The following is a 24,801-nucleotide window of genomic DNA, read 5'->3' on the forward strand; positions in this document are numbered from 1 at the left end:
ATCTGAATCAATATAATCCTGCTTGTGGTTAGACATAGCTAACCACAAGCAGGATTATTACATAAAACAACAGGACCGTCCGTTGCTATGGCAACGGATAGCCCTGATTTTTCTGTCTATGCGGTTAAAAACTTACTGTCCAAAATTTGAATAACCTGTCCCTGATAAGTAAGAATACCCTCTTTCTGCATTCGGCCCAGTTCTCGGGAAAGGGCGCTGCGATCTACACACAGATAGTCCGCCATCTCTCCACGTCCCATCTCCAAGCGTATCTCACCATTGGAGGCAACTGGCAAACCTTGAAGATAGACCTTAATCCGATTGCGAAGCCGGTTCTGTGCCAAAATACGCATTTTCTGGTTGAGGAATAAAGCTCCTCTTCCCATTTCCTGCAACAAATTGGCGGTTACCCGCATCCGGTATGGACACCCGTTCTCTTGCTGCAGCAACAAAGGGTCAAAGTCCAGATAGAGCACCTCTGTATCGTTAAGGGCATCAATTTGAATGGGGCTGTCTTGGGACATGGAGCAGACCAATGTCTCCCCAAACACGCGCCCCCTACTCAGGCGATCAATGGTTAGTAGATTTCCGTCCTCGCTGTAAAGTGAGATCCTTAAGGTGCCAGACATAACAACGCCGGGGCGCTTTTGGCAATCACCGATCCGCAGCAGAATTGTGTCCTTTGGAATTGCCCGCGCTTCTCCATGCAGGCAGTTAAGAACATTCTGATACTTTTCTTCCGGAATACCGTCGAACAGCTGGCAACGGCGCATCGCCGCAAAAATCGAACCCATGAGATCCCTCCGTGTTGCTGTGGCAACCGACAAAAACAAAAAGCTTCTTTATAGTTAGCGATAACTAACCATTATTATACTGCTTAGACAATGAAATGTCAATGTATGGAGGCTGTCTATGAATGGGATCGGTTTAGATTGCGGAACTGCTACTGTCAAACTGGCTATGCTCTCACAGGAGAGGGAGCTTTTGTGGTTCAAATCCTCCGCGCATCATGGTGCCGCAGTTCAAACAGTTCGGGCACTTCTCGGCGAACTACTGCAGGCGGATAGCAATGCTTGCGGCTATCCAGTGATGCTTACCGGAAGCATAGGAAATCGACTTTTAGATGTCTGTCCCGGACTTTTAACTCTGGGCGATATTCCCGCCATCCATCGCGGCATCCATCTGCTGGCACCGGAAGCGAAATCTGTCATTGAAATTGGAAGTCAGAGCGCCCGTTTCCTCACCGCTCTGGATTGTGGCACTCCGCCCAGATTTGCAGTGAATGAACACTGTGCCGGGGGCACTGGTTCCTTTTTTGAAGACCAAATGTCCCGGCTGGGCCTGCGGATCGAAGACTATTCCGAACTGGTAGCAAAGGCTCGCTCCATTCCACGCCTCTCTGGCCGATGTGCTGTCTTTGCCAAAACGGATATCATTCACCGACAGCAGGAGGGAGTGCCTACTCCTGACATTCTGCTGGGGCTCTGCTACGCAATGGTCCGCAACTATAAAGCAGTCATTGTGCGGGGACTTTCTGTGGAGAAGCCTGTGGCTTTATGCGGCGGAGTTGGCTACAATGCGGGGGTTCTTCGGGCTATTCGGGATGTTTTTGGTCTCACGGAAGAAGAATTGATTTTACCGAAGAATTTCCTCTACGCCGGCGCCGCCGGGGCTGCGCTGGCTGCTCAGGAGGCAGGCACCTGTTCCATGGGAGAACTACTGGCCTCTCTGTGTGGGCAGGATTCAAACACGGAAGACCGGCTGCACCGTCGTCAGCCACTGGGGCCTGATCCCAAGGTTTTTGTATCTGATCCGCCTGTTTCCGGCCATATCCCACCACAGGGCTGCGCTTTGGGCATTGATGTAGGTTCTACCAGCACAGACCTGGTTCTCACGGATCAATTCGGAGAACTGGTGGACTTCCAGTATCTTCGCACCGCCGGAGACCCGGAGGCAGCGGTGCGAAAGGGCCTGGAGAATATCCGCTCCCGTTTTGGGCGGATTCCCCTTCTGGCAGTTGGCGTCACTGGCTCCGGACGAGAGCGGATCGGCCGGCTCATCGGTGCGGATGCCGTGCGAGATGAGATTACAGCCCAAGCAAGAGCTGCCATCCAATGTATGCCCAAAGCAGATACCGTCTTTGAGATCGGCGGTCAAGATTCTAAATACATCTCCCTTCAGAATGGGCAGGTTACAGACTTTCAAATGAACAAAATCTGTGCTGCCGGAACCGGCTCCTTTGTTGAGGAGCAGGCCGCACGCATGAACATCCCTTTGAAGGACTTCGGCCGCCTGGCTCTTACTGCAAAGGCCCCTGTGGAATTGGGAGAGCGATGCACCGTGTTTATCGAGACCGCTATCCAATCTGCCCAGGCACAGGGAGCCACCCAGGCAGAGGTCGCAGCCGGTTTGTGCCAGTCCATTGTCCGAAATTATCTCCACAAAGTAGTTGGGAGCAAGCCAGTAGGACACCATATTGTGCTCCAGGGCGGTGTGGCCTATAACCCCGGCATCGTGGCCGCTTTCCGCCAGGAATTTGGAGATCGGCTCACAGTCTCTCCCTGCTTCTCCATCAGTGGAGCATACGGCGCCGCCCTGCTGGCACTGGAATCCAAGAAAGGCCCTACCCGCTTCCATGGGTTCGACAGGCAGCCGGAAGCGGAGGTCGCCCTGTCCGCGGAGATTCAACGCAACATCGCCTTTTACCAGCGTGGCCCACGGTTGCTGTTGGAAGGTTATGATCCAACACCTGTCCCCGGAAGGAAAACGGTGGGTGTACCTTTTGCCCTGATGATCCACAAGTTCTTTCCTATGGCAAATGCCTTCTTCCGGCAGTTGGGATTCAATGTACTGCTCTCGCCGTCTACCAACGAGGAGATCATACGCCTCTCCCAACAGACAGCCCAGGCGGAGACCTGTTACCCGGTAAAGCTGATCCATGGTCATATGGCCTGGTTGGCAGAGCGCGGTGTTGACTATATCTTTCTCCCCTCCATCCATACCATGAGGCATGAGACCTCCAAGGTTGAGCACAACTACGGCTGTGTCTATATGCAGACCGCACCTCAGTTGGCCGCCCGTGCCCTTCGTCTGGCGGAGCGGGGCATTGAGTTGCTCAACCCTGTGTTCGATCTGGACTTTGGGCAGAAAGCGATGGCATCAGCTATGCTGGGCCTTGGAAAACAGCTTGGCATCCCCAAACTGCGGTGTCTGCCTGCCCTGATGGCCGGAGCCCAAGCGGTACGCCGGCATACAGCAGCAGTAGAGCGGCAGGGTCGTGAACTGCTTTCCTCTCTGAATCCTGAGGACAAAGTACTTGTACTGATCACCCGGAACTACGGTCTTTCCGATCCGGTGCTGAATATGGGAATCCCTCGTCTGCTGCTGGAACGGGGGCACAAGGTAATTACTCTCTCCCATTTACCTGCTCACGACCTGGATCTGTCAGCGGACTACCCCAATCTGTACTGGCCCTTCGGACAACACATCCTCTCCGGGGCGAAACTCGTGGCCCATCACCCTAATCTGTACGCCGTCTATCTCACCAATCACGGCTGCGGACCGGATACGATGCTCTCCTATCTGTTCCGGAAGGAGATGGGCGAAAAACCCTATCTGCACATCGAAGTGGATGAGCACTTCTCACCAGTAGGCGTTATTACTCGCATCGAGGCATTTCTCCAGAGTCTGGAAAGCCGTTCCTCTCAGCCACTGCCGGATCACTTTAAGCTCACAGCTGTGGAACACTGCTCTACCAAAGTCGTTGATATCCCAGAATCAAACCACGGCCCTTTATATGTTTTGGATCTGCCGCCGTTTACCACATATCTTAGGAAATATGCTGAAATGGTATGGAATGTGGAAACCCATCCCATGCCTCTGGGCGGCACTTCCCTGGTTTTGGGCCGGGGGGAGACCAGTTCCAAAGAGTACCTTCCCTTCCCCGCATTACTGGGTGGTATTCTGAACGCAGCGGAGAAGGAATCCGATTCCTTTCAGATGCTGATTCCCTCCACCCAAGGCGCGGAGGCCGACGGCCAGTACCCGTGGGCGGTGGAGGCAGTGCTTGCCAACCGGGGACTGGAGCGGGTAACACTGGTTTCCCCGGAACTGGAAACTTTGCCGGAGAACATCCCAGATCCAGACCTGTTGTTCCGAGCTGTGTTGGCAGGAGATCTCATACTGTGCGCCCCGCCTGAGCAGCGCAGCGCACTAAGTCCAGACGACATTCCAAATTGGGACAGCCTGAGCACGTTGGCGGCGCAAATCGGAAGCATCCCTGTCAAAAGCCAGCCTCTTGCCGCGGTGGGAGAACCCCTTACGCTGTTTGCTCTAAACGACGGGGTGCTGGGAACGCTGGAAAGGCAGGGCCGGCCTCTGTATCGTGCCCCCCTGAGCGAGTACCTCTGGTTTCTCTGGCGAGATTCCGGAAGTGTCATAGCCGCTTCCTGGACGGATCAAATGACAGAACTGGGGCGCCTATTGGGGGCGAGAAGCAGCTTCTCCAAAGATCCAGAGGGGATGCGTACTGCAGCGGATCAGCTGCTGCCGAGATTTGCCGGAGCCAACGGTCGGTACCGTTTGGCCAAGGCACGGGAACTTGGCCGAACATCGGCTGGTGTGCTGACGCTGGCTCCCCGGTATGAAAACACAGCAACACTGTTGGATATGACTGGTGAAATGGGTGGAATCCCCCACTTACATCTTGCCATGGACAGTGATTGGGACGAGAGCGCCTGGTCCCGCCTAAACTCCTTCCTCTATTACCTGAAATAAACCCCAGAATCATACCCTTTGTCCGTGCAGGCAGTTTATAGAAGCCTCTTTTGTTTTTATCGACCGAGGCTGTAGAAAAAGCACCGGAGGAGTGGTGAAGGAAAAAACCTGTTGTTGATTTGACCCGATGTATGTCCCTGAATATGGATTGTGTCTGGTGGAGCACAGCTCAGGATGGGTGCTGCTCCCCATGCCCCAATCCAGCCGGTAGATGCCATGGTGGTCCGGGGAAGCGGCATTAGTTGCGGCGTAGCCAAGGAGCGGATGGACAACCAGAGCGAGAATCAGTATTGCCTGGACTGGTTCATGTGCTTCCGCAAAGAGTCGAAGTAATATAAGTTAATTCCACAATAACAGAAAACCGGTCGAGATCTCATGAGCAATATCTCGACCGGTTTTTCATGTTATCTGCAGTTTGCAACGGTGCACAAAGGCAACATAATAAAAAACTTAATAATGGCTGCCAATCTTACACAAAGTATTACCAAAACGAGACTACGGGCTGTATTTTTGTATCTTGGCAGAGAAATTAATCACTACAGAACAGCACTGTTGGTACAGTTACAGGGACTATTTTTCTCATACCTGCCCATATAATACCTTTAGTACAGGGACAGGGACGGTGAGAGGAATTGAAGCTGAATCAAGCAGTCAGCGAACGCCTTTTGCAGTTACTGGCAGAGCGCAACATGACACAGTATCAACTGTATATGAAAAGCGGTGTCCCTAAGTCTACAATAAGCAATATTATCAACTGCTCCTATGATTCGGTTAAGCTACGAATTATTCACGAAATATGTCAGGGCATGGAGATCGGTTTAGACACTTTTTTTGTTTCACCTCTTTTTCAGGAAGACAATTTAGATCCCTAAAACCTCCGACATTCGCCGGAGGTTTTCTATCATGTCTTAAGATTGGAACAGCACCAGCCAGTGCGGCATAGAATTGGGAATCAGGCGCACCAATGTAGAAAACTGCATTGGTGCCTTTGTCTTTTTTAGAGGAGTCTGCTCCCATAACGTTAAGATAAGCCTATGTAATACCGGCCAAGGGCAATTGACAGTAGCCGATTCAATGAAACGAGATCATTTCATCTTGCTCTGGAATGCAATCATCTGCATTTGAATTCTTTTAATTTCTTCTTAAATCCGGTAATTGCTCAAAATATTAGTCATTTGCTCTTTTTCAAATGCAGAGTTTTGTGCTGGGTCAAAGTATAATTATATGCATAGGGGCGGCAGGTGATGCACATGAGCAAAGAAATTGATTTTAAGAATAGAGACAGGTATGTCCAGTTGGGTATTGTCATTGCTGCCCTACGAAAGATGCGAGGCTTCTCACAGGAACAGCTCGCCGAAAAGGCAAATGTCAGCCGCTCACATATCAGTTCTATTGAAGCACCAGGTATTGCCCGTCCATTTTCCCTGGAAGTTTTCTTTAATATTGCAGATGCCTTAGAGATTGCGCCTGCCGATCTTTTGAATGCTTCCATTTTTCCTGACAAGATAATACATAGCAGGAAGGGCTGAGTATCTGTTTTAACTTTACATAAGCTGCCGAGCAATCGGCGGAAAGAATGAACAGCGCAAGACTGCTACGCACCTGTACAGCAGCTTTGCGCTGTTTTTATTTATCGCAAAGGAGAAAGCACATGGGGAAATTCTTAGACACGCTATTAGGAAAATCCGACCAGTCCATTACGCATTCGCCATCGTCTGTAAAAGATAGCCGACTGCACAAAAGTGATGATTCGTATGTCTGCTATTGTACGGAATTGGAACAGGCACTTAGTTCTTTGGAAACCTGTTTGCTCACCAGCAGTAATCCGGAAGGAATCGCTATGCAGGCATTGAGGACAGCGTGTACCTTCTACGGCGGCGACTGGGCTGGCATACTGGAAGTGGACTTGGATTTTGATATATGGGCGCCCGTATGGTGGTACAATTCCTATATTCCGGATCGCACGACACAGCTGATTCTGGAATTCGAATCCCTTGACTTCATGCCCCGATGGATTGAAGCTATGCAGCATGGTAAAAATATTGTAATTCCTGATGTAGATATCATCAAGGATCAGAATCCAAAGGAATACGCAGTCTATAAACGTCTGTTGGCGCAGTCGCTGATTGCGGTTCCTTTCATGCCGAAGCCAACGGGCTTCCTGGTCATCCGAAATCCATCTCGTTATCTTGAGAGGTCCAGTATGCTCAGCGCACTTGCCTATGTGCTGCAACGTGCTATGGCTCAGCAGAAAATGATTGAAAGTGCGAAGTTGGCACCGATGCCTGATTTGGTACAGAGCAATAAAGATGTAGCCATTAACTTCTTCGGTGATATGGAGATATGCACCAGAAAGGGCGTTCTGAGTGAGCGTTTTTTCAATTCGCCTAAGAGCAGCCGAGTTGTCACCTACATTATTCTCAACCCCAAAACCACCCACCCCCCACTGGAGATCTATCATGCACTGTGGCCGGAGGAGTATGTCGAACCAGAGGTGGCCAGCAGGAATATTCGCGGGTATATTTATCGATTCAGGCAGACATTTTCCTTGATCTGTGATTTCCCCCTCATTGAGTCAACGCCCAGTGGCTACCGCCTTAATCCAAACCTGAATATCATCACCGATGTACAGCAGTTCGACCGTCTAATTGACGGGGCCAGGCAGGCAACCTCTGTGGTGCAAAAAATTAATCTCATGAAGAAAGCTGTAATGTTATATCGTGGTCCCATATTTCGTGGCGCGGAGGATGAACATTGGATCATCAGCCAGGTCAGTCTATACCGCCTTCGATATGTTTCTCTGATAAATGAACTGCTGAGCAGTCTTTCTGAGATACGGGACTATAGTTGCGTTCAGCGGTACGCGCTACACGCCATAGAATTTATGCCAGCAAATTTGAGAGCACATTATTGGCTCATTGTGTCTACTTACCAGTTGGGCTCTCTTGATTTAGCCAAGCATCAGCTTTGCCACGCTAAGGACATACTCACTTCAGAAGAATTTAGTATCTTGGAAGACTATCTAAGAAAAGAAGATGGAGTTCCTCTGGAAAAGCTGATCAGATAGTGCATTTTCAGATGCATAACACTATTCATGACGCAATTCTTGGAAATAATGGATTTGACTAACGCACTATCTAATGCAATGGTATTGATTTTTCCCCTATATAACGCCCTAAATGACGCCCTCTCAACGGGCTGAATGACCCCCGTAGTTTAGATTGATCGAGCAAGAGCTCGACATCCGAATTACGGGGGTTGTTACTTTCGACCTGTTGACAAAGTAGATCCCCCAGAGCAACGGAAGCAGGCAGTGATAGCAAAAAAGACGCCTCACGGCGTCACACGGTCCATTTGATCATCCGCTTCAGGTTCAATGCGGTCGCTGACAAGAGGCAGTGGTCTTCCGCTGCCTCTCGTCCTCGCCGCAGGAGCCGCCCCAACCTGTGCCCCCACTTCTGTGCTGCAAAAGTCCCCTCGCTCCAGATCTGCCGCTTGCGCAAGGCCCTCTGGTACGTCGGGCTGTCCAACTCCCTCAGATCCTCCCGGATCTCTCTCCAGAAGTAGCTGCGTTCCAGGCGTTTGGCCCGTCCCTTTCCCACGCATTGCTCTTTCAAGGGACAGGCGGCGCAGTCGCTCCTGTCCGCGAAATACACCCAGTGCAGTCCGCCCACGCTGCGGTTGAGGTTCCGCAGCCGCAGCGCCTTTCCGCCGGGACAGGTATAGAGATCGTTCTCCTCATCGTAGAGAAAGGGAGACCCGGGAGCTCCGCCCAGGGCCGCCGCGGAGCGGGGCATGGGCCGGACATAAAAGCGGATGCCGTGGTCCCGCAGCACCCGGTGGAACAGCGGAAGATCGTAGGCCGCATCCGCCACGGCCGCCCGGACGGGGAGGATCTCCCGATGGATATGCTCGATCTGCCTCAGATATGGCACCGCGTCGTTCACTTCCCCGGAGGTCACCGCCACATCCAGGATGATGCCGTGATCGCAGTCCACCGTCTGATGAGACAGATAATGGGGCCCCTTTGGCTTTCCGGGACGGTTCAAGTGCCCCGACTCCGGATCCGTGCGGCTGGCCCATTTCCGGTCGTACCGAAGAGGGCTTTTGACCTGCCTGCTCCGTCCCTTCTGCCTCCGTTTCCTGCCCGTCTTTCCCGCCTGGGTCCTCCGGTCCAGTTCCTCCAGCGCTTCTTCCTCATACGCGTCCAGCCGCTCCCAATACGCCCCCGGCTTCTGCACCGCCTCCACCAGGTGCTCCGAGGCCGGGGACGCGTTTGCCTTCACGTGGGTGGAGTCCGTCGCCACCAGCCGCCCGCTTGCCAGACCTTTGCTCACGCACTGCTCCACCACTTCCTCAAACAGCCGCCGGAACACCTTCCGGAAGGATGGTTTCCGTCTGCGAAGCTGCGAGATGGTGCTGTGATCCGGAACCCGATCCAGCAGATCCAGTCCCAGATACCACCGCAGGGCCACATCGGTCTGGATGCGCTGCTCGATCTGCCGCTCCGACGGGATGCCGTACAGGTATCCCACCAGCAGGTACTTTACCAGCATCACCGGGTCGATGGGTGGCCGGCCGTACCGGCGGCTGTACAGCTTTTCCGTCTCACGATATAGGAAGGAAAGGTCCAGTGCCGCCTCCAATTTTCGAAGGAAGTGTTCCTGGGGCACCAGGTCCTCGATGGTCACCATGTGCAGCTTCAGTTGCATCCACCCCACCTCCGATTCCATTTTACCATGGTTTTCGCCGGTGGGCTACTTTGTCAACAGATCGTTACTTTGAGACAGGATTTTCTCCGACAGGGGTGCTTTTGCATTTACTTGCATAAGCACCCCTTCTTTTTTTACCCGTAAGTACGTCTGCCGCTGCCGCGGACCTCCGCTCTGAACTTTGGCTCACACCCAAATTTCAGAAAACGGAGGAAATTGCTGTGCATTTTAATACAGATGACTACGGCTTACGAATCAGGAGTTTGCGGAAAAATCGTGGGCTCACACAGGAGCAGCTGGCAGAGAAGATGAATGTCAGCACTCCCTACATAGCAAAAATTGAAAATGGAAAACAAACCGGCCCAGTCGAACTGGCTGTAGAATTTGCAGCATTCTTTGAGGTTTCTCTGGATTATCTCCTGGTGGGAAAAGGAGATTTTGCAGAGGAACAGAAGCGCGGACTGCGGATGGCCATCGCTCTGCTGTCTGAATTGGAGGCATCCCTCTAAAAACTTTCCATTTTGGGTTGGTAAACTTTCCATTCTGTTTCTGTTGGAAGAATACGCTCGGAGTTACAATCTTCGTGAGATCAAAACATCTCAGTGGACCTTGAAAAACACCGCCCCAGGCGGTCATATCCGGCAACTTGAATACGTTAGCTAACGGAGAGAGCGTTAGGCCGAGTGCGCGAAGACCACCTGTGCGGAGCATATCCGCATCAAAGGACGGCCAAATAAGGTGCAGAGCGATACCCACTCAGGCCAAGACAGCCTTGGCAAGCTGTCCCCGCCATGACCCCGTCAGCCTATTAGATTCTGGGCATCGATAATCCGTAAAACTAACTTCCTTTCTGGTTTTTCCAATCGCTCGATGAGCTGCCGGTGACAGTCATCAATTTCCTGCTCGGTTTCCTCCATAGGCAACGGAGTGTAAAATCTGTCATACAGTAGTTTCAGCGTGTCATTCATGTGCCTCGCCTCCTTATAGCAAGACACAATAGCACAGGTTCGAGGAAATATCCACTATTATATTTTTCAATAATTTAGTTGTCTTAGTCTTCCAAAGGTTCCGATTGATATAATCAGGCTTAATACTCTCTTGTTTTCAAAACCGTCAGCCCCTTGCCATAACCAGAAGTTACATGCCCGGAATTGCGTGTATTGTACTTATAGGTTTTTTACAAAAAGAGCCCGGATCGCATTGAGAACCGCCAGAATCATGACACCTACATCAGCAAAAACCGCCAGCCACATATTTGCAAATCCCAAAGCGACCAACACCAGGCAGAGCAGCTTGATCCCGATGGCCACCACGATGTTCTGATACACTATGCCCAAGCACTTGCGTGAAATTTTGATCGCCTTGGCAATCTGCATGGGATCGTCATCCATCAGAACCACATCTGCAGCCTCGATAGCGGCGTCAGAACCCATGGCACCCATGGCAATACCGATATCGGCGCGGCCCAGCACGGGGGCGTCGTTGATACCGTCCCCCACAAAGGCCAGCTTTTCCTTGCCTCGCTTTCTGGCAAGTAGCTCCTCTACCTTTTCCACTTTGTCAGCTGGGAGCAACTGGCTGTACACCTGATCCACCCCCAGCTCCTCCGCTACCTGATCGGCCACTTGCTTGGCATCCCCGGTGAGCATCACCGTTTTGTATACACCAGCGGACTTCAATGCCTGGATAGCCTGCCTGGAGGTGGGCTTTATCAAGTCGGAGATGACAATGTGCCCGGCATATTGTCCGTCAATCGCCATGTGGATGATGGTTCCCACGCTGTGGCAACTGATGTAAGGAATACCCAGACGATCCATCAGCTTATCATTGCCGGCCGCCACGGTGTGGTCGTTCACCACGGCGGTGACTCCGTTGCCGCTGATTTCCTGGATTTGGGATACCCTGCTGCGGTCGATTTCCTTGCCATAGGCACGCTGCAGGCTCTTGCTGATGGGATGGCTGGAGGCTGACTCCGCCAGCGCAGCATATTCCACCAGTTTGGCGTTTTCAATTTCATTGTGGTGAATTCCGTTGACCTCAAAGACCCCTTGGGTCAGAGTGCCGGTTTTATCAAACACCACAATGCGAGTTTGTGACAGAGATTCCAGATAGTTGGAGCCCTTTACCAATACACCGGCCTTGCTGGCTCCGCCGATGCCGGCAAAGAAGCTCAGGGGAATACTGATGACCAGGGCGCAGGGACAGCTGGCTACCAGAAACGTGAGCGCCCGGTAGATCCAGGTCTCCCAGGCGGGAGATTGTCCCAATCCCAGCATGAGCACCAACGGCGGGAGAATGGCCAGCGCCAGGGCGGCATAGCACACAGCAGGGGTATAGATCCGAGCGAAGCGGGAGATAAAGTCCTCCGACTTGGACTTACGGGAAGAGGCATTTTCCACCAAATCTAGGATTTTAGACACGGTGGACTCCCCAAACGCCTTGGTCGTCTGGATCTTTAACAGCCCGGTCATGTTGATGCATCCACTGATGATGGCATCTCCCGTCTGCACCTCCCGGGGCAGAGATTCTCCGGTCAGGGCGGCGGTATTCAAAGTAGAGGCTCCTTCCACCACCGTGCCGTCGATGGGTACCTTCTCCCCAGGCTGCACCACGATGATGGAGTCGATGTCCACCTCATCCGGATCCACCTGTTCCAGTTTGCCGTCCCGCTCTACATTGGCGTAATCGGGCCGGATGTCCATGAGGTCGCTGATGTTCCGGCGGCTCTTTCCCACAGCGTAGCTTTGGAACCACTCACCCACCTGATAAAACAGCATCACCGCGATGGATTCCAGATAGTCCCCGTTTTCATAGACCGCCAGGGCCAAGGCCCCCAGTGTGGCCACTGCCATCAGAAAGTTTTCATCAAATACCTGACCATTACGGATGCCCTTATAGGCCTTCCGCAGGATATCATAGCCAATGACCAGGTAGTCCACTAAATAGAGAGCCAGCCGCAGCCAACGGCCTGAACTGCCCAGCGAATCAAAGACAGATGTCCCCAAAGACTGGAGGCCCAACAGCAAGACCGTTGCTGCCAGAATGCGCCAGAGCATGACCTTTTGTTTTTTTGTCATACCGCTGCTGGACTTCTGGCCAATGAGCTGCAGCACCGCCGCCAGAAGGGCTACTGCAGCCAGCAGGATATTCACGATCAGTTCCTGCATCGTCTATACTCCTTTCTACCGGTCTCCTCACAGAAAGATCTCGCAGTCAGGCTCTACCTTTTTGCAGGCCTTGACCACGTCCTGCATGACGCCGGCAGGCTCATGACCCTCTTCAAACTCCACGATCATCTTCTGAGTCATAAAGTTTACGGTGGCAGTCTGAACGCCAGGAGTCTTGCGGGCAGCCTCCTCCATCAGGTTGGCACAGTTGGCGCAGTCCACTTCGATCTTGTAAGTCTTTTTCATCTTGAAAACTCCTCTCTGAATTCCTTGCTTTCGCTATTACGATTAAGCAAGTATTTAATTGTAGTGTCATCATAGCCGGTGAACCTCCCGCCGTCAATGTTTCAGGACGATATCCTTCCGTTTGGGCAAATAGTGAGTGTTTTCTTAACATATAAAAGGACTGGAGTCATCCATGACAACTCCAGTCCTTTTCTTCAATCTATGGTTACAGTCTGTTTCGCTCTCCCCAGTCGCACATCTGGTCCAGAATGGGAATCAGAGACTTTCCACGCTCAGTGAGACTATACTCCACCTTCGGGGGAATCTGCGGATACTCCTCCCGGTGGACCAGCTGATCTGCCTCCAGTTCCTTCAGTGTGGAACTCAGCGTCTTGTAGGAGATCCCCCCAATATACTTTTTCATCTCGTTGAAGCGAACCACCCCAAAACACATGAGGGTATAGAGAATAGTCATTTTATATTTGCCGCTGATCAGAGATAAAGTATAGCTGAACCCGGTATCGGCCAGATTGGCAGATAAAATGCAGGTTTTATATTCCTTTAACTCGCTCATAAACACTTTCCTTTTCGTAAGTATTAAACCTCTACGCAAGTATCGCACTTTGATGTGCGTACTTGTTCTTTTTCCCATTCTTGCTATGATTGTACTATCAGCAGGTGAGAAAGTCAATTTCTCAAGGACAAGGAGGAAATTCTATGAGTAAGAACATCGTAGTCATTACAGGTAGTCCCCGAAAAAATGGCAACAGCTTTGCCATGACGGATAGTTTCATCCAGGCAGCGGAGGCAAAGGGACACACCGTCACCCGCTTTGACGCAGCCATGATGAAGATCGGCGGCTGCCATGCCTGCGAGACCTGTTTCAAAACTGGGAAGGCCTGCTCCTTTGACGATGACTTCAATATCATCGCACCGGCTATCCTGAAGGCTGATGCCATTGTCTTTACCATGCCCGTCTATTGGTACTCCATTCCCGCCCAGATCAAAGGCGTTATCGACCGGATCTATTCCCTGGTGGTGGGTGGCAAGGACATTGCCGGGAAAGAGTGCGCCCTCATCGCCTGCTGCGAGGAGGAGGATCTGTCTGTACTGGACGGTGTGCGCATCCCCATGGAGCGAACAGCTGCCCTCAACAAGTGGAAGATGGTGGGCGAAGTGCTGATTCCCGGCGTCTTGAACGCAGGCGACATCAACAAGACGGACGGCTGCCGGCAGGCCGCAGAGCTGGTGGATAAGATCTGAAAGGAAGAAAAGGAATGGGCAAGCAGATCGTAATTCTCAATGGCAGTCCCCGGCGAAAAGGAAACACTTCAGCCCTGGTACGCGCCTTTACAGAGGGTGCGGAAAAGGCCGGGCATATCGTCCGGGAATTCTTTTTGAGCGATATGAATATCCACGGCTGTAAGGGCTGCTTCAGTGGACACAGTACAAAAGAATGTCCCTGTATCCAGAGAGACGACATGGATCAGATCTATCCGGCGGTGCGGGAGAGCGATGTGGTCGTATTGGCATCGCCGCTGTATTACTGGAACCTGAGCGGCCAGCTTCGAACAGCCATGGACCGTCTTTTTGCGCTGGAGGAGAACGATGGAAATCTGCTCCGGGGACATGACCGCTTTGGCGTGCTACTGATGGCTGCGGAAGGCCACGATTTTGAAGATGTACAGGCATACTACAGCCACCTAATGAAGCATCTTCGATGGACAGAACTTGGTCATGTTTTGGCCGGCGGAAACGCAGATGTGGGGGATATTGACGGAAAACCTGAGCTTCAGCAGGCTTATGCACTGGGACAATCCATTTGAGATTCCTGCTCTCACGAAACGGCCAAACAAAATATCAAAAGGAAGGCCGGAGCGGTGTTGCTCCGGCCTTCCTTTTGCCTGCGACATCAGGTTCTTTTTCGTTTCCCCGTATTCTCCGACCCCCTGACCTCCTCGTGGTAGAAATAGTCCACAATCACCGGGTGGCCCGGCTCCGCCAGGCCATAGGGCAGTTCGTTATCCACAAAGGGACAGCCATTTTCGATCGCCAGCTGCTCTGCTTGCTGCTCAAGGTCACGGAAATAGCTCCGATCACCCTTTTGATAGATGGCCTGATACAAGTTGATCAAGTGTGGATACTTTTCATGGATGTAGTCTAAAATCTCCTGCTTGAATCCGCCCCGCAGGTTCAGGTTCTCCAGCCAGACCAGGTCGCACTGATTCTTCACTCGATGGAAAATGGCCTTAAAATCCGTGATACCGGGAAATACCGGCGCGATAAAGCAGGCCGTACGGATACCCGCGTCGTAGACCTGCTTCATGGCACAAAGCCGTCGCTCAATGCTCACTGCCTTGTCCATATCCCTACGAAAATCCTCATCCAGTGTATTGATGGACCAGGAGACGGTCACCTTTCCCATCTCCCGGAGCAAGTCAATATCCCGCACCACCAGGTCGGACTTGGTACAGATGAGGATCTCCGCCCCGCTGCCTTTCAGCTGCTCTAACAGCTTGCGAGTGTTTTGAAACTGCTCCTCTTGGGGGAGATAGCCGTCGGTCACCGAGCCGATGACCACCCGCTGTCCCCGGTATATTTGAGAATTTTTGATCTCCCGCCAGTGCTTTACATCCAGAAAGGTCCCCCAGGGCTCGGTGTGCCCGGTAAAGCGCTTCATAAAGGAGGCGTAGCAGTACTTACAGCCGTGAGTGCAGCCCACATAGGGGTTTACGGAGTAGCCTCCTACGGGCAGATTGGATTTGGTCATGATGTTTTTTGTCTCCACATCCCGGATCAGGATATCGTTTTCCATCATTTCTGCCATTTGGCTTGTTCCTCCAGTACCTTATGAAATGCGGTGGGTAATTCCTGCATCATCTGTTCCTCTCCCATAATGGGAAGCAGGTCTTCCTTCATAAAGACCGGGATACCCAGGGTATGGGCTTGGTCGGTCAGGTTCCACACCCACTCCGGCTTGGATACAGATTTTCCTTTTCGGCGTCCAGTTTCAGTTCCGATGACCACCCACTCGATCCCTGTGAAATCCACTGGCCCGATGTCGTCAAACATGGGCTCAAAGGTGGCGTGATAATGTCCGCCGCGGATATGCTCCCGCAGTGCCGGGATCCGGTTCTTTTCCTTACAAGAGGTAACGGTCACGCCGAACCAGGCGTTATCCAGATGGGTAGAGAAATCGATTTCCTCCGGCCGCTTGGTCAGGAACAGATACTGGTGCTGGGGATTGCGCTCCATTTTGGCAAATACCTCATCCCGCCACTCTGCTCTCCAGCCGGAAAAGTCACTCATTCCAGTAAGCAGAAAAATCTGGGGGCGAGTTTTCTCCATAAGCCGCAATTTTCCGGGGAAGTACTCCGGCTTCTCAAAATCATCAATCATATGGAACCGTCGTACATTATTTCTGGCATAACAGTAGCTGCAGCCGATGGTACAGCCAATGACCAGATTCATGTTCTGAATCTGGGATTTGATGCACACCGCCATTGGAATCTCCCCCAGTCATTTCTGTCTTAGCCTTCCACTGCCGGGGCGACTTTTCCAAAGCCATTCCAGGCATAGAGACCCTGTTTGCTCTCGTCACCCAGGAACTTGTCCACCTGGCAGATATGCATGATATGGTCGCCCACCTCTACAGTCTGCTGTAAAGTAGCTACCATGGCAAGGCGGGTATCCGCAGGAATCTGAATGTCGCTGCCCTCTACGGAGGTCATCTCAATGTGGTTTTCCTCCACCTTGTGGCTGGTGGCACCGGTGGAACTGCCGCAGGCCACCACGGCCTGAGTCAGACTCTCCCCCGGAACTGTCACGATCACCTTGCCGGTTTCCCGCACCCGCTTGCCGGTATGGGACTGCTTGCCAGCGGCAAAGCCGACCATGGGCGGGTTGAAGGACAGGTAGGACACAAAGCAGATGGGGGCCAGGTTCGTGGTGCCGTCTTCATTCTGGGAACAAATCAGGGTCAGGGGATTAGGGGAGGTCAGGACAGTGGCCTCCATGATGTTCAGTTCTTTCATAAATCAATACCTCACTCTCAATTCGTTCTGTCATTGACATCCCATTTTGATGTCGATATAATTATTATACTTAGAAGAAATAACGGTGCAAGTACGCAGATTATTTGTACTTGGTACGAAAAACCATACCGATGGAGAGAGTGCTGCGTTATGAATCAATCCATGACCTATGAGGAATTTCAAGCCCGAGTGGGCAGTGTTATCCTGACCGAAAACGGAAACTGCCCGGTGACCCCGGTGGTTCAGATGCTCCAGGGGAAATGGAAGCTCCAGATCATCTACGAGCTCTGTATCCAGTCTCCCATGCGGTTTGGGGAACTGAAAAAGATGCTCAAACCTATCACAAACACCATGCTCACCAACGCATTGAAAGAGCTGGAGGGGGATGGTCTGGTACACCGGGAGCAGTATAATGAGATCCCGCCCCGAGTAGAGTATTCCCTGACAGAAAAGGGAACGGATTTGCTGCCCATTTTCTACGCCATCTCCCAGTGGGGCATGAAATATATCCCTTGAGCAAGTGGCTTTCCAAGAGTTCTCCAAAACAACAAGAGACGCCGGAATGGTTTGACAATCGGTCAAATCATTCCGGCGTTTTTTAAAAGGAAACGGTACGCAAGTCGAGCTTGTCTGCCTCTGTAACCGGTCTTAAGGGACGGCAGGGCGTTCCTGCGGCAACAACGCCCGCGGGGATGTCCCGGGTCACCACGCTTCCAGCCCCAATGATGGAACCCTTCCCGATGGTGACTCCTCCGCATATCACAGCATTGGCACCAATCCACACATCCTCCTCCAAGGTAATAGGGGCCGATGTGGTAATCGTCTCTGCCCGCTGTTGGGCATCCATGGCGTGGCCCACACAACTGATACATACGCCGGGGGCAATAAAGGCGTTGGCCCCGATATGCACCGGGGAAGTATCCAGAATCACACAGTTATAATTGATAAACGCCAGTCCGTGAGTATGGATATTGAACCCATAATCGCAACGAAACCCAGGCATGACAAAGGTTTTCGGATCACATGTACCAAACAGCTTTTTCAAAATCTCTCTGCGCCGCTCCTCCTGCCCGGGCGGCAGCTGATTATACTCCCAGCACAGCTGCTCGGCATTTTTCTTCAGACTTTGAGGAAGATGAAAGTTATAGACGCTGTACGGAGTGCTGCTTGTCAAAAGTTCCATTGGTTCCATCGTTTGTTTCACATACCTTTCCTCTGCTAATGCTCATTTATGGTCAAATACTCAGAAATTCCAACAAATCGTTTTTCCATGCGGTAAAATCCCGCAACCCCAAATCATATAGGTTTCGTTCCGCATCCTCTTTCATGGAGTAAGTCCCCACGCGGATGGGCTCACTGGCAGCAAAGACAAAGGCAGTCCCATCCCGTTCCAGGGAAAACACATCCTTCCAATTTTCGTTGTACACTACATGGCGACGATCAATAGCATCCACAATGTTGGGGTAACTGCGGCAGGCCCGCCGATACAGCCTGCGCATACCCTGAGGCTTTCGTACATAGTCCCGGTTCTTGGAGAGAATGACCACCAGCTTATCACACCCCTGCTCCAGGGCGCGGCGAACCGGGATGGCATCGGTAAGGCCTCCGTCAAAGTAGGGCACTCCGTTGAGTTCCACCGGATGGCAAGCAACCGGGATGGCACTGGAGGCCATGATCAGGCGGTAATCGTCCTGCGCCATCATCTCCCGCCCATAGTACTCCGGCAATCCTGTCAGCGCGTTTGTGACCACAATCTCGTACTCCGCCGGGTTGTTCATCAGAGCGGGAAAATCCAGAGGATCTTCTCCTTCTTTGCGGGTCAATTCACCATAGATGTACTTCAATCCAAACAGATCTCCGGTTTTCAGCAGGCTTCTCAAACCGAAGTAATTCTGCGAATGAATATGCTCCGTAAAAAAACGAAGATTCCGGCCTCTTTGCCCCGCCAGATAGGAAGCCAGATTGCCAGATCCACCGGATACGCCAATGCAATAATCAAACGTAATCCCTTCGTCCAGAAAGGCATCCAGAATCCCAGCGTTATAGGCGCACTTCATCCCGCCGCCTTCCACCACCAATCCGATCTTTTTCTGCGTGTTCGTTGTCAACATCTCCTCATGGGGTAAAGTCCCGCTCTGCCTTCTGCTCCAGCTCGTCCAGCTTTTTACCGTACCGGTCTATGATGTCTTGCAGGGTGATGGTCTGCATTTTTTGTTCGGCAGCCTTCTGGATCTCCTGGTAAAAGTCCGCAATGCTCAGCTGCACATAGATCCCCACGCCACATTCCGGATTGGTATCAATATCCCAGTGAAGTAGGGGCTTATTGCCCTCAATTGCCCGGTAGACATCCAACACCGTGATCTCATCCGGGCGCCTGGTCAATTCCGCATTGGCCTGTCCCTGTGAGCTGGTAATCATGCCGGCACTCTTCAGCTTGGCCATTAGCTGCCGGATATAGGCCGGGTTCGTTTTTACACTTTCTGCGATCTTAGCACTTGTGATCCGCTGACCGGCTCCCATACTGAGAAAGGCCAATATATGAAGTGCGTCACTCAACTTGGTAGAGTATTTCATGGGCTCACCTCAAAAATTTTTAATTGCCTACTTGTAATTTATAAAATAACACGCTATGCTTGCAACATGTAATTATTATAATAACAGGTTGGAGGAATCATGTCAACTATGCTACTGAACCACAAAATATTCATTGATTCCGCCGTCCACCGCCAAAATGTGCAGGTCTTGGTAGACAAAATTAGTGGGGCCGATGCAATTTTGGTGGGCGCTGCGGCGGGTATGTCAGCTTCCTGCGGCTTCAACTTCTTCTATCAAAACGATGCGATATTTGAGCAATACTTGGGGGACTTCCACCGAAAATATGGATTTACCGGTGCCTTCAATGGATTTTACTACCGTTATCCGTCCCCGGAGGCCCACTGGGCCTTCCTTGCCCGAATGGGTTACATGGAGTATGAATGTCCCACAGGTCAGCCCTATTATGACCTGATGAAGCTGCTTCAGGATAGGAATTACCACATTATGACTACAAACCAAGACTTTCAGTTTACCCGCGTGGTATCAGAAGATAAGCTGAGCGCCATCCAAGGGGACTCCCGTTATTATCAGTGCAGCCGCCGCTGCCACGACGAGATCTACTGGAACAAAGAGATGGTTTATGAAATGAACGATGCAATTGATGAAAATCTCTGTATCCCGGCAGAATTGATCCCTCGGTGTCCCAAATGCGGTGCGGAAATGGAACCTTGGGTGCGAGGCTATACCTTTTTGGAGGGTAAGAAGTACAAGGAAGAATACAGAAAGATCAATGAGTTCCTGACTGCTAATCAGAATAAAAAAATCCTCTTCCTGGAGTTGGGGGTGGGGTGCATGACCCCCATGTTTATTCAGGAACCCTTTTGGAATCTGACCTATTCTCTCCCGCAGGCATATTACATCACCATCAACCCAAAAGACGCGCTCCTGCCCCAAGCGTTATCTCAAAAGGGTTGGGCCATCAAAGAGGATATTGCCGCTGTCTTGCAGGATGCGGCAGCACATATGTCCGGAAAGGAAGACTCATCATGTATGATCTAAGACCAGTTGCAGAGAAAATCCAAAAAGCGGATGCCATCTTGATTGGAGCCAGCAATGGCCTGTCCATGACTGAAGGACTGCACCTCTTTGCAGATAACCAGGCATTTGAGAATTTGTTCGGCGACTTTAAGGACAAGTACGGCCTTCGGTGCCTGCTGCATGGGATGGGAACCCGCTGGCCTTCAGAAGAAGTAAAATGGGCCTTCTGGAGCAGGCTCATCCACCACTACTGCGGACAGTATCAACCCACACAGGTCATGCAGGACTTGAAAGCCATTGTGGGCAACAGGGACTATTTCGTCCTTACCTCCAACGGAGAATGTCACTTTGAACGCAGCGGATTTGCACCGGAGAAGATTTATGAAATCGAGGGGACCTGGCTGACCATGCAATGCGCCCGCCCCTGCCATGATACCCTCTATCCCATTTTGGAGTTGGCAGAGCAGATGGCAGCTGCGGAACAGGATGGCAGAATCCCCTCTGATTTGGTGCCCCGGTGTCCCCGATGCGGCGGCCCCATGGAGGTTCATATGGCAGCAGGGCCGAATATGGTTCCGGACCACGGCGCCACGCAGAGATTCCAGAGTTTTCTGAACCAATATCACGAAAAAAAGCTGGTCGTGTTGGAGTTGGGGATCGGATGGCGCAATCAACTCATCAAAGCGCCTCTGATGCGTTTGGTGGATCAGGAGCCCAACGCCACCTATGCTACCATCAATCTGGGCGAGGTCTACATTGCAGACAGTATCAAACGCAAGTCATTTGGTCTGGACGGCTCGCTGGGCGAGATTTTATCCGCCCTTCGGGAGGCGGATCAACGATGAACATATCAGGAAAGGAGACACTAAATATGAAATTGGGAATTATTCGTTGTACGCAGACAGAGGACTATTGCCCCGGAAGTGGGGATTTTCAAACCATCCGTGAGCGGAAAGGCGCTTTTGCAGGTGTGGAGGATATTGAGCTGGTGGGTTTTATCAACTGCGGAGGCTGTCCCGGAAAGAAAGTAGTGCTGCGGGCGAACTCTCTGGTTAGCCAGGGGGCGGACACCATTGCGTTTGCCTCCTGTATCCAAAAGGGCACGCCCATCGGCTATCCCTGCCCCTTTGCCAAGCGGATGAAGGATCTGGTACAGAATGCCGTTGGCGACAAGGTTCAAATCCTGGACTATACCCACGACGCAGGACCGGAACAGGAATAAGTTTGCACCCGCACCTACCTGTGGTATGATAAATCAAACAGGAGGGTGATCCGATGCAAACCACTTCTTTGCCTCACGACCATGGACAGCCCATGGAGCAAGAACTGCAGAATATGCCCAGTGTGGAGAATTTTCAGACGCTGTCAGATATTTTTAAGCAGCTGGGGGACGGCAGTCGCCTGCGTATTTTCTGGCTGCTGTGCCACTGCGAGGAATGTGTGGTCAATCTCTCCGCCATGGTAGGGATGAGCAGTCCGGCGGTATCCCATCACCTCAAACTACTGAGAGCCGCCGGTTTGATTGTCAACCGCAGGGCGGGAAAAGAAGTATATTATACCGCGGCAAACACACAGCAGGCTCAGCTGCTCCATCACATGATTGAAGACTTAGTGGTAATTGCCTGCCCATCAAAGCAAAATTTGTGAGGAAGTTCGCATGAAACAACAGGAACCCACACATGTCACACAGCAATTACAGGATGTTCCGGCCGGAGGCCTGACAATCGTTCGCAATTCTCCATCCGGTCAGGAGTATGTCCTTCTAACCGGGCAATTTTCTGCAAAAACAGTTGGAAAAGGGAAAATAGAAGCCTACCATGTATTCCCCGGCGTCGACGCTTCCTACAACCTGCTGTCAGCTGCGGAAATCACCGTACACCACGCTGCTTCCTCCTCTGTTCTGGAGCTGTTCTACTGCCGTAACGGCCGTGTAGGCTGGAATATGCGGGGTGGCACAGCGGTCTATTTGGGTGCCGGAGATCTCACCGCTCACAGCTCCGCTTGCTGTGCGGACTCGGCCATGATGTTTCCGTTGGGCTATGCGGAGGGCATTTCTCTTTCCATCGATTTGCCGGTCCTGGACGCAAATTGCCCGGAAATTCTAAAAGAGTCCGGCTTGGATCTTCCAACCATACAAAGCACCTTTTGCGGTGAAAAACCGGTAGCTATCCCGGCCTGCCCGGAACTGGAAGGGATCTTTGCGCCCCTGTATTCAGCCCCCTCTTTCCGGCGCAGGGCTTACTTACAGCTCAAAATCCAGGAGTTGCTGCTCTATCTCTCGGATGTGGAGCCCGAAAAGCATGCACTGACGCAATACGGTTCTCAACAGACGGAACTGATCAAGGAAATCCACCGTCAGCTGACAGAACATTTGGATCAGCGGTTTACCATTGAGGCACTCTCCAAGCAATACCTCATCAACACCTCCACGCTGAAGGAAGTCTTTAAGACCGTATATGGCCTGCCCATTGCCACTTACATGAAAGAATACCGCATGGCACAGGCCATGAAACTGCTGAGAGAAACCAGGATTCCGATCTCCGAAATCGCAGATCGGGTGGGCTACGAAACCCAAGGGAAATTTTCAAAAGCATTCAAAGATGTGACACAGATACTCCCAACCGAGTATCGTCGTACCCAGGATTCCAATTGGAACGATTAAAACAGGCAAAAGATTTTAGCCACAACCGCTTGAAGGGCACCCCTTTTGCAAGGAGTGCCCTTCAAGCGGTTTTTTGTAATCTCGTTGATTGTTCAGATAATCTGATTGCCGGTAGACCAGACATGGTCCTTTTTCGCTGCAGCAATCGTGTTCTGGGCCATGACACCCACCAGCGGATGGGGGGTGTAAAGCTCCTCCAGGTAGGCACACTCCTCCACCGTCAGGGCGAGATCCACCGCCTTGGCGGCCCCTTCGATGTGATGGAGTTTTGTAGCTCCAACCACCAGAGCGGTAACACGGGTCAGCAGCCAGGCCAGGGAGATTTCTGTCATGGAAACGCCCCGGCGGTCCGCCAGCTCCGCCACCCGGGTCAAAATGGGAGCGTCCTGATCGTGAGCCGCGCCGTATTTGAGTTGGGCGTAGCTGTCCTCCTGAAGCCGCTTGGAGGTCTCACCGGAGCGCTTGGAAAGCCGCCCGCCGGCCAGAGCGCTGTAAGGGGTCATGGCAATGTTCTCCTCCCGGCAGTAGGGTGCCATCTCCCGTTCCTCTTCCCGGAAGATCAAGTTGTAGTGCCCCTGAACGGAGACAAATTTGGTAAAGCCCTCTTTCTCCGCCAAGGCGTTGGCCTTGGCGAGCTGCCAGGCAAAGCAGTTGGAAATGCCGATATACCGAGCCTTGCCCGCCTTTACAGCGTTGTTCAGTCCCTCCATGATGTCATAAAGGGGCGTCTGGTGATCCCACATGTGATAGATATAGAGATCTACATGGTCCATCCCCAGGTTCTGAAGGCTCTTGTCCAGCATCCGCCGAATGTGCTCCTGGCCGCTGATGCCGGCCTCAATTTCCTCATTGGTGCGGGGCAGGAACTTAGTAGCTACCACCACCTCGTCCCGCTTGGCAAAGTCCCGCAGGGCCCGGCCCACATACTGCTCGCTGGTGCCACTCTGGTAGCCAATGGCGGTGTCAAAAAAATTAACCCCAAGCTCCAGTCCTCGCTTGATGATCTCCCGGGAATGCGCCTCGTCAATGGTCCAGGAGTGCTGACCGTTTTGGGCGTCTCCGAAGCCCATGCACCCCATGCAGATACGGGAGACATTTAAATCAGATTTGCCCAGTTTTGTATATCTCATATCGATTCACCTCAGAGTTTCAACCCGGACACCCATGTTTTCAGTTCGTCCGCGTTCAGCCGTCCGTTGAGTAATCGTCCATCCACGATCCTGGCACCGGGCACACTGGCGCGCAGGCTAACAGCCGATTTGCCCAGCCCGCTGCCGCCGGAGGTGGCAAAAAGGATAATGGTCTTGCCGGTAAAGTCGTAACTCTCCAGGAAGGTGTTGACAATAGTGGGAGCAACATACCACCAGATAGGAAAGCCCAGGAAAATGACATCGTGCCCAGCAATGGGGGCATCCGTATCGGCCAGGGCCGGACGGGAGTGCTTGTCGCTCATCTCCACACTGCTGCGGGAGCCCTTGTCCATCCAGTTCAGGTCCGCTCTTGTGTAGGGAATTGCGGGTTTGATTTCATAAAGGTCAGCATCTGCGGCCTTTGCCAGGACCTTTGCCGCCTTAGCGGTGGTACCGCTGGCGGAGAAATAAGCAACCAATGCGTTCATAGATGAAACCTCCTTTGACCTCATTGTAAATCCA

27 protein-coding genes and 1 pseudogene are annotated in these 24,801 nt (G+C 52.1%); 14 read left to right on the forward strand and 14 right to left on the reverse strand.

The annotated features are described in order from the left end of the window. Positions 1 to 116: 116 nt before the first annotated feature. A complete protein-coding gene (locus tag KFE19_06640) occupies positions 117 to 794 on the reverse strand; it encodes a Crp/Fnr family transcriptional regulator (protein QUO39177.1) in 678 nt (225 codons plus the stop codon). A gap of 166 nt (positions 795 to 960) precedes the next feature. Between KFE19_06640 and KFE19_06645 the strand changes: the two genes are divergently transcribed. From KFE19_06645 to KFE19_06665, 5 genes and pseudogenes are all read left to right on the forward strand, one after another. Further along, entirely contained in the window at positions 961 to 4,776 is a 3,816-nt protein-coding gene (locus KFE19_06645; GenBank protein QUO39541.1) for a CoA-substrate-specific enzyme activase, read from the forward strand. A gap of 201 nt (positions 4,777 to 4,977) precedes the next feature. Next, a pseudogene (locus KFE19_06650) lies at positions 4,978 to 5,109 on the forward strand (peroxiredoxin). Positions 5,110 to 5,408: 299 nt separating this feature from the next. After that, positions 5,409 to 5,648, forward strand: coding sequence for a helix-turn-helix transcriptional regulator (locus KFE19_06655; protein ID QUO39178.1), 240 nt, complete (start codon positions 5,409 to 5,411; stop codon positions 5,646 to 5,648). Positions 5,649 to 6,020: 372 nt separating this feature from the next. Further along, a complete protein-coding gene (locus KFE19_06660) occupies positions 6,021 to 6,305 on the forward strand; it encodes a helix-turn-helix transcriptional regulator (protein ID QUO39179.1) in 285 nt (94 codons plus the stop codon). 122 nt (positions 6,306 to 6,427) lie between these two features. Further along, positions 6,428 to 7,843: a transcriptional regulator gene (locus tag KFE19_06665; GenBank protein ID QUO39180.1), complete on the forward strand. Its 1,416-nt coding sequence runs from the start codon at positions 6,428 to 6,430 to the stop codon at positions 7,841 to 7,843. A gap of 274 nt (positions 7,844 to 8,117) precedes the next feature. On the opposite strand, the gene KFE19_06670 is transcribed toward KFE19_06665, so the two are convergent. Then, on the reverse strand, positions 8,118 to 9,509 hold the full coding sequence (locus tag KFE19_06670) for an IS1182 family transposase (GenBank protein QUO39181.1): 1,392 nt from the start codon (positions 9,507 to 9,509) through the stop codon (positions 8,118 to 8,120). Between the two features lie 200 nt (positions 9,510 to 9,709). On the opposite strand from KFE19_06670, the gene KFE19_06675 reads away from it, so the two are divergent. After that, positions 9,710 to 9,997, forward strand: coding sequence for a helix-turn-helix transcriptional regulator (locus KFE19_06675; GenBank protein ID QUO39182.1), 288 nt, complete (start codon positions 9,710 to 9,712; stop codon positions 9,995 to 9,997). 291 nt (positions 9,998 to 10,288) lie between these two features. Here the strand turns inward: KFE19_06675 and KFE19_06680 are convergent, their stop codons facing one another. The 4 genes from KFE19_06680 to KFE19_06695 all read right to left on the reverse strand — a co-directional run bounded on the left by KFE19_06680 (position 10,289) and on the right by KFE19_06695 (position 13,424). Next, positions 10,289 to 10,456 carry a hypothetical protein gene (locus KFE19_06680; protein QUO39677.1) on the reverse strand — a complete coding sequence of 56 codons (168 nt, stop codon included), beginning with the start codon at positions 10,454 to 10,456 and terminating at the stop codon, positions 10,289 to 10,291. Positions 10,457 to 10,654: 198 nt separating this feature from the next. Beyond that, positions 10,655 to 12,655 (reverse strand): cadmium-translocating P-type ATPase, encoded by a 2,001-nt coding sequence (cadA, locus tag KFE19_06685; GenBank protein QUO39183.1) that lies wholly within the window; start codon positions 12,653 to 12,655, stop codon positions 10,655 to 10,657. A gap of 27 nt (positions 12,656 to 12,682) precedes the next feature. After that, positions 12,683 to 12,901: a cation transporter gene (locus KFE19_06690; protein QUO39184.1), complete on the reverse strand. Its 219-nt coding sequence runs from the start codon at positions 12,899 to 12,901 to the stop codon at positions 12,683 to 12,685. 205 nt (positions 12,902 to 13,106) lie between these two features. Beyond that, on the reverse strand, positions 13,107 to 13,424 hold the full coding sequence (locus KFE19_06695; GenBank protein QUO39542.1) for a helix-turn-helix transcriptional regulator: 318 nt from the start codon (positions 13,422 to 13,424) through the stop codon (positions 13,107 to 13,109). Between the two features lie 173 nt (positions 13,425 to 13,597). Here KFE19_06695 and KFE19_06700 point away from each other — a divergent pair, with 173 nt between their 5' ends. Continuing rightward, positions 13,598 to 14,143: a flavodoxin family protein gene (locus tag KFE19_06700; protein QUO39185.1), complete on the forward strand. Its 546-nt coding sequence runs from the start codon at positions 13,598 to 13,600 to the stop codon at positions 14,141 to 14,143. A gap of 14 nt (positions 14,144 to 14,157) precedes the next feature. Further along, on the forward strand, positions 14,158 to 14,706 hold the full coding sequence (locus KFE19_06705; GenBank protein ID QUO39186.1) for a flavodoxin family protein: 549 nt from the start codon (positions 14,158 to 14,160) through the stop codon (positions 14,704 to 14,706). A gap of 86 nt (positions 14,707 to 14,792) precedes the next feature. Here the strand turns inward: KFE19_06705 and KFE19_06710 are convergent, their stop codons facing one another. Genes KFE19_06710 through KFE19_06720 form a run of 3 tightly spaced genes read right to left on the reverse strand, consistent with a single transcriptional unit; the run spans position 14,793 to position 16,914 of the window. Further along, entirely contained in the window at positions 14,793 to 15,707 is a 915-nt protein-coding gene (locus tag KFE19_06710; GenBank protein ID QUO39187.1) for a radical SAM mobile pair protein B, read from the reverse strand. Next, positions 15,695 to 16,384 carry a radical SAM mobile pair protein A gene (locus KFE19_06715; protein QUO39188.1) on the reverse strand — a complete coding sequence of 230 codons (690 nt, stop codon included), beginning with the start codon at positions 16,382 to 16,384 and terminating at the stop codon, positions 15,695 to 15,697. The genes KFE19_06710 and KFE19_06715 overlap by 13 nt, the downstream gene beginning before the upstream one ends. 26 nt (positions 16,385 to 16,410) lie before the next feature. Further along, a complete protein-coding gene (locus KFE19_06720; protein ID QUO39189.1) occupies positions 16,411 to 16,914 on the reverse strand; it encodes a flavin reductase family protein in 504 nt (167 codons plus the stop codon). Positions 16,915 to 17,064: 150 nt separating this feature from the next. Between KFE19_06720 and KFE19_06725 the strand changes: the two genes are divergently transcribed. After that, positions 17,065 to 17,430, forward strand: a complete 366-nt coding sequence (locus KFE19_06725; protein QUO39190.1) for a helix-turn-helix transcriptional regulator — start codon at positions 17,065 to 17,067, stop codon at positions 17,428 to 17,430. Between the two features lie 82 nt (positions 17,431 to 17,512). Here KFE19_06725 and KFE19_06730 read toward each other — a convergent pair whose 3' ends face one another. The 3 genes from KFE19_06730 to KFE19_06740 are packed head-to-tail and all read right to left on the reverse strand — an operon-like array spanning position 17,513 to position 19,488. After that, positions 17,513 to 18,106, reverse strand: coding sequence for a sugar O-acetyltransferase (locus KFE19_06730; protein ID QUO39543.1), 594 nt, complete (start codon positions 18,104 to 18,106; stop codon positions 17,513 to 17,515). A 43-nt stretch (positions 18,107 to 18,149) separates the two neighbouring features. Continuing rightward, positions 18,150 to 19,025 carry a patatin family protein gene (locus KFE19_06735; GenBank protein ID QUO39191.1) on the reverse strand — a complete coding sequence of 292 codons (876 nt, stop codon included), beginning with the start codon at positions 19,023 to 19,025 and terminating at the stop codon, positions 18,150 to 18,152. A gap of 4 nt (positions 19,026 to 19,029) precedes the next feature. After that, positions 19,030 to 19,488: an Rrf2 family transcriptional regulator gene (locus KFE19_06740; protein ID QUO39192.1), complete on the reverse strand. Its 459-nt coding sequence runs from the start codon at positions 19,486 to 19,488 to the stop codon at positions 19,030 to 19,032. Positions 19,489 to 19,596: 108 nt separating this feature from the next. Here KFE19_06740 and KFE19_06745 point away from each other — a divergent pair, with 108 nt between their 5' ends. From KFE19_06745 to KFE19_06765, 5 genes are all read left to right on the forward strand, one after another. Continuing rightward, a complete protein-coding gene (locus KFE19_06745) occupies positions 19,597 to 20,508 on the forward strand; it encodes an NAD-dependent protein deacetylase (protein ID QUO39193.1) in 912 nt (303 codons plus the stop codon). Positions 20,509 to 20,573: 65 nt separating this feature from the next. Then, positions 20,574 to 21,332 carry an NAD-dependent protein deacetylase, SIR2 family gene (locus tag KFE19_06750; GenBank protein QUO39544.1) on the forward strand — a complete coding sequence of 253 codons (759 nt, stop codon included), beginning with the start codon at positions 20,574 to 20,576 and terminating at the stop codon, positions 21,330 to 21,332. Positions 21,333 to 21,358: 26 nt separating this feature from the next. Beyond that, the gene (locus KFE19_06755; protein QUO39194.1) at positions 21,359 to 21,709 is read left to right on the forward strand and encodes a CGGC domain-containing protein; all 351 of its coding nucleotides are present in this window, start codon (positions 21,359 to 21,361) and stop codon (positions 21,707 to 21,709) included. A 53-nt stretch (positions 21,710 to 21,762) separates the two neighbouring features. Beyond that, complete coding sequence (locus KFE19_06760; GenBank protein ID QUO39195.1) at positions 21,763 to 22,134, forward strand: winged helix-turn-helix transcriptional regulator; 372 nt, start codon at positions 21,763 to 21,765, stop codon at positions 22,132 to 22,134. A gap of 10 nt (positions 22,135 to 22,144) precedes the next feature. After that, the gene (locus KFE19_06765; protein QUO39196.1) at positions 22,145 to 23,149 is read left to right on the forward strand and encodes a helix-turn-helix transcriptional regulator; all 1,005 of its coding nucleotides are present in this window, start codon (positions 22,145 to 22,147) and stop codon (positions 23,147 to 23,149) included. Positions 23,150 to 23,241: 92 nt separating this feature from the next. On the opposite strand, the gene KFE19_06770 is transcribed toward KFE19_06765, so the two are convergent. Continuing rightward, positions 23,242 to 24,279: an aldo/keto reductase gene (locus KFE19_06770; GenBank protein ID QUO39197.1), complete on the reverse strand. Its 1,038-nt coding sequence runs from the start codon at positions 24,277 to 24,279 to the stop codon at positions 23,242 to 23,244. Between the two features lie 11 nt (positions 24,280 to 24,290). Next, positions 24,291 to 24,791, reverse strand: coding sequence for an NAD(P)H-dependent oxidoreductase (locus tag KFE19_06775; protein QUO39198.1), 501 nt, complete (start codon positions 24,789 to 24,791; stop codon positions 24,291 to 24,293). Positions 24,792 to 24,801 lie beyond the last annotated feature (10 nt).

This window comes from Dysosmobacter sp. Marseille-Q4140 (assembly GCA_018228705.1).
Lineage (GTDB): Bacteria > Bacillota > Clostridia > Oscillospirales > Oscillospiraceae > Oscillibacter.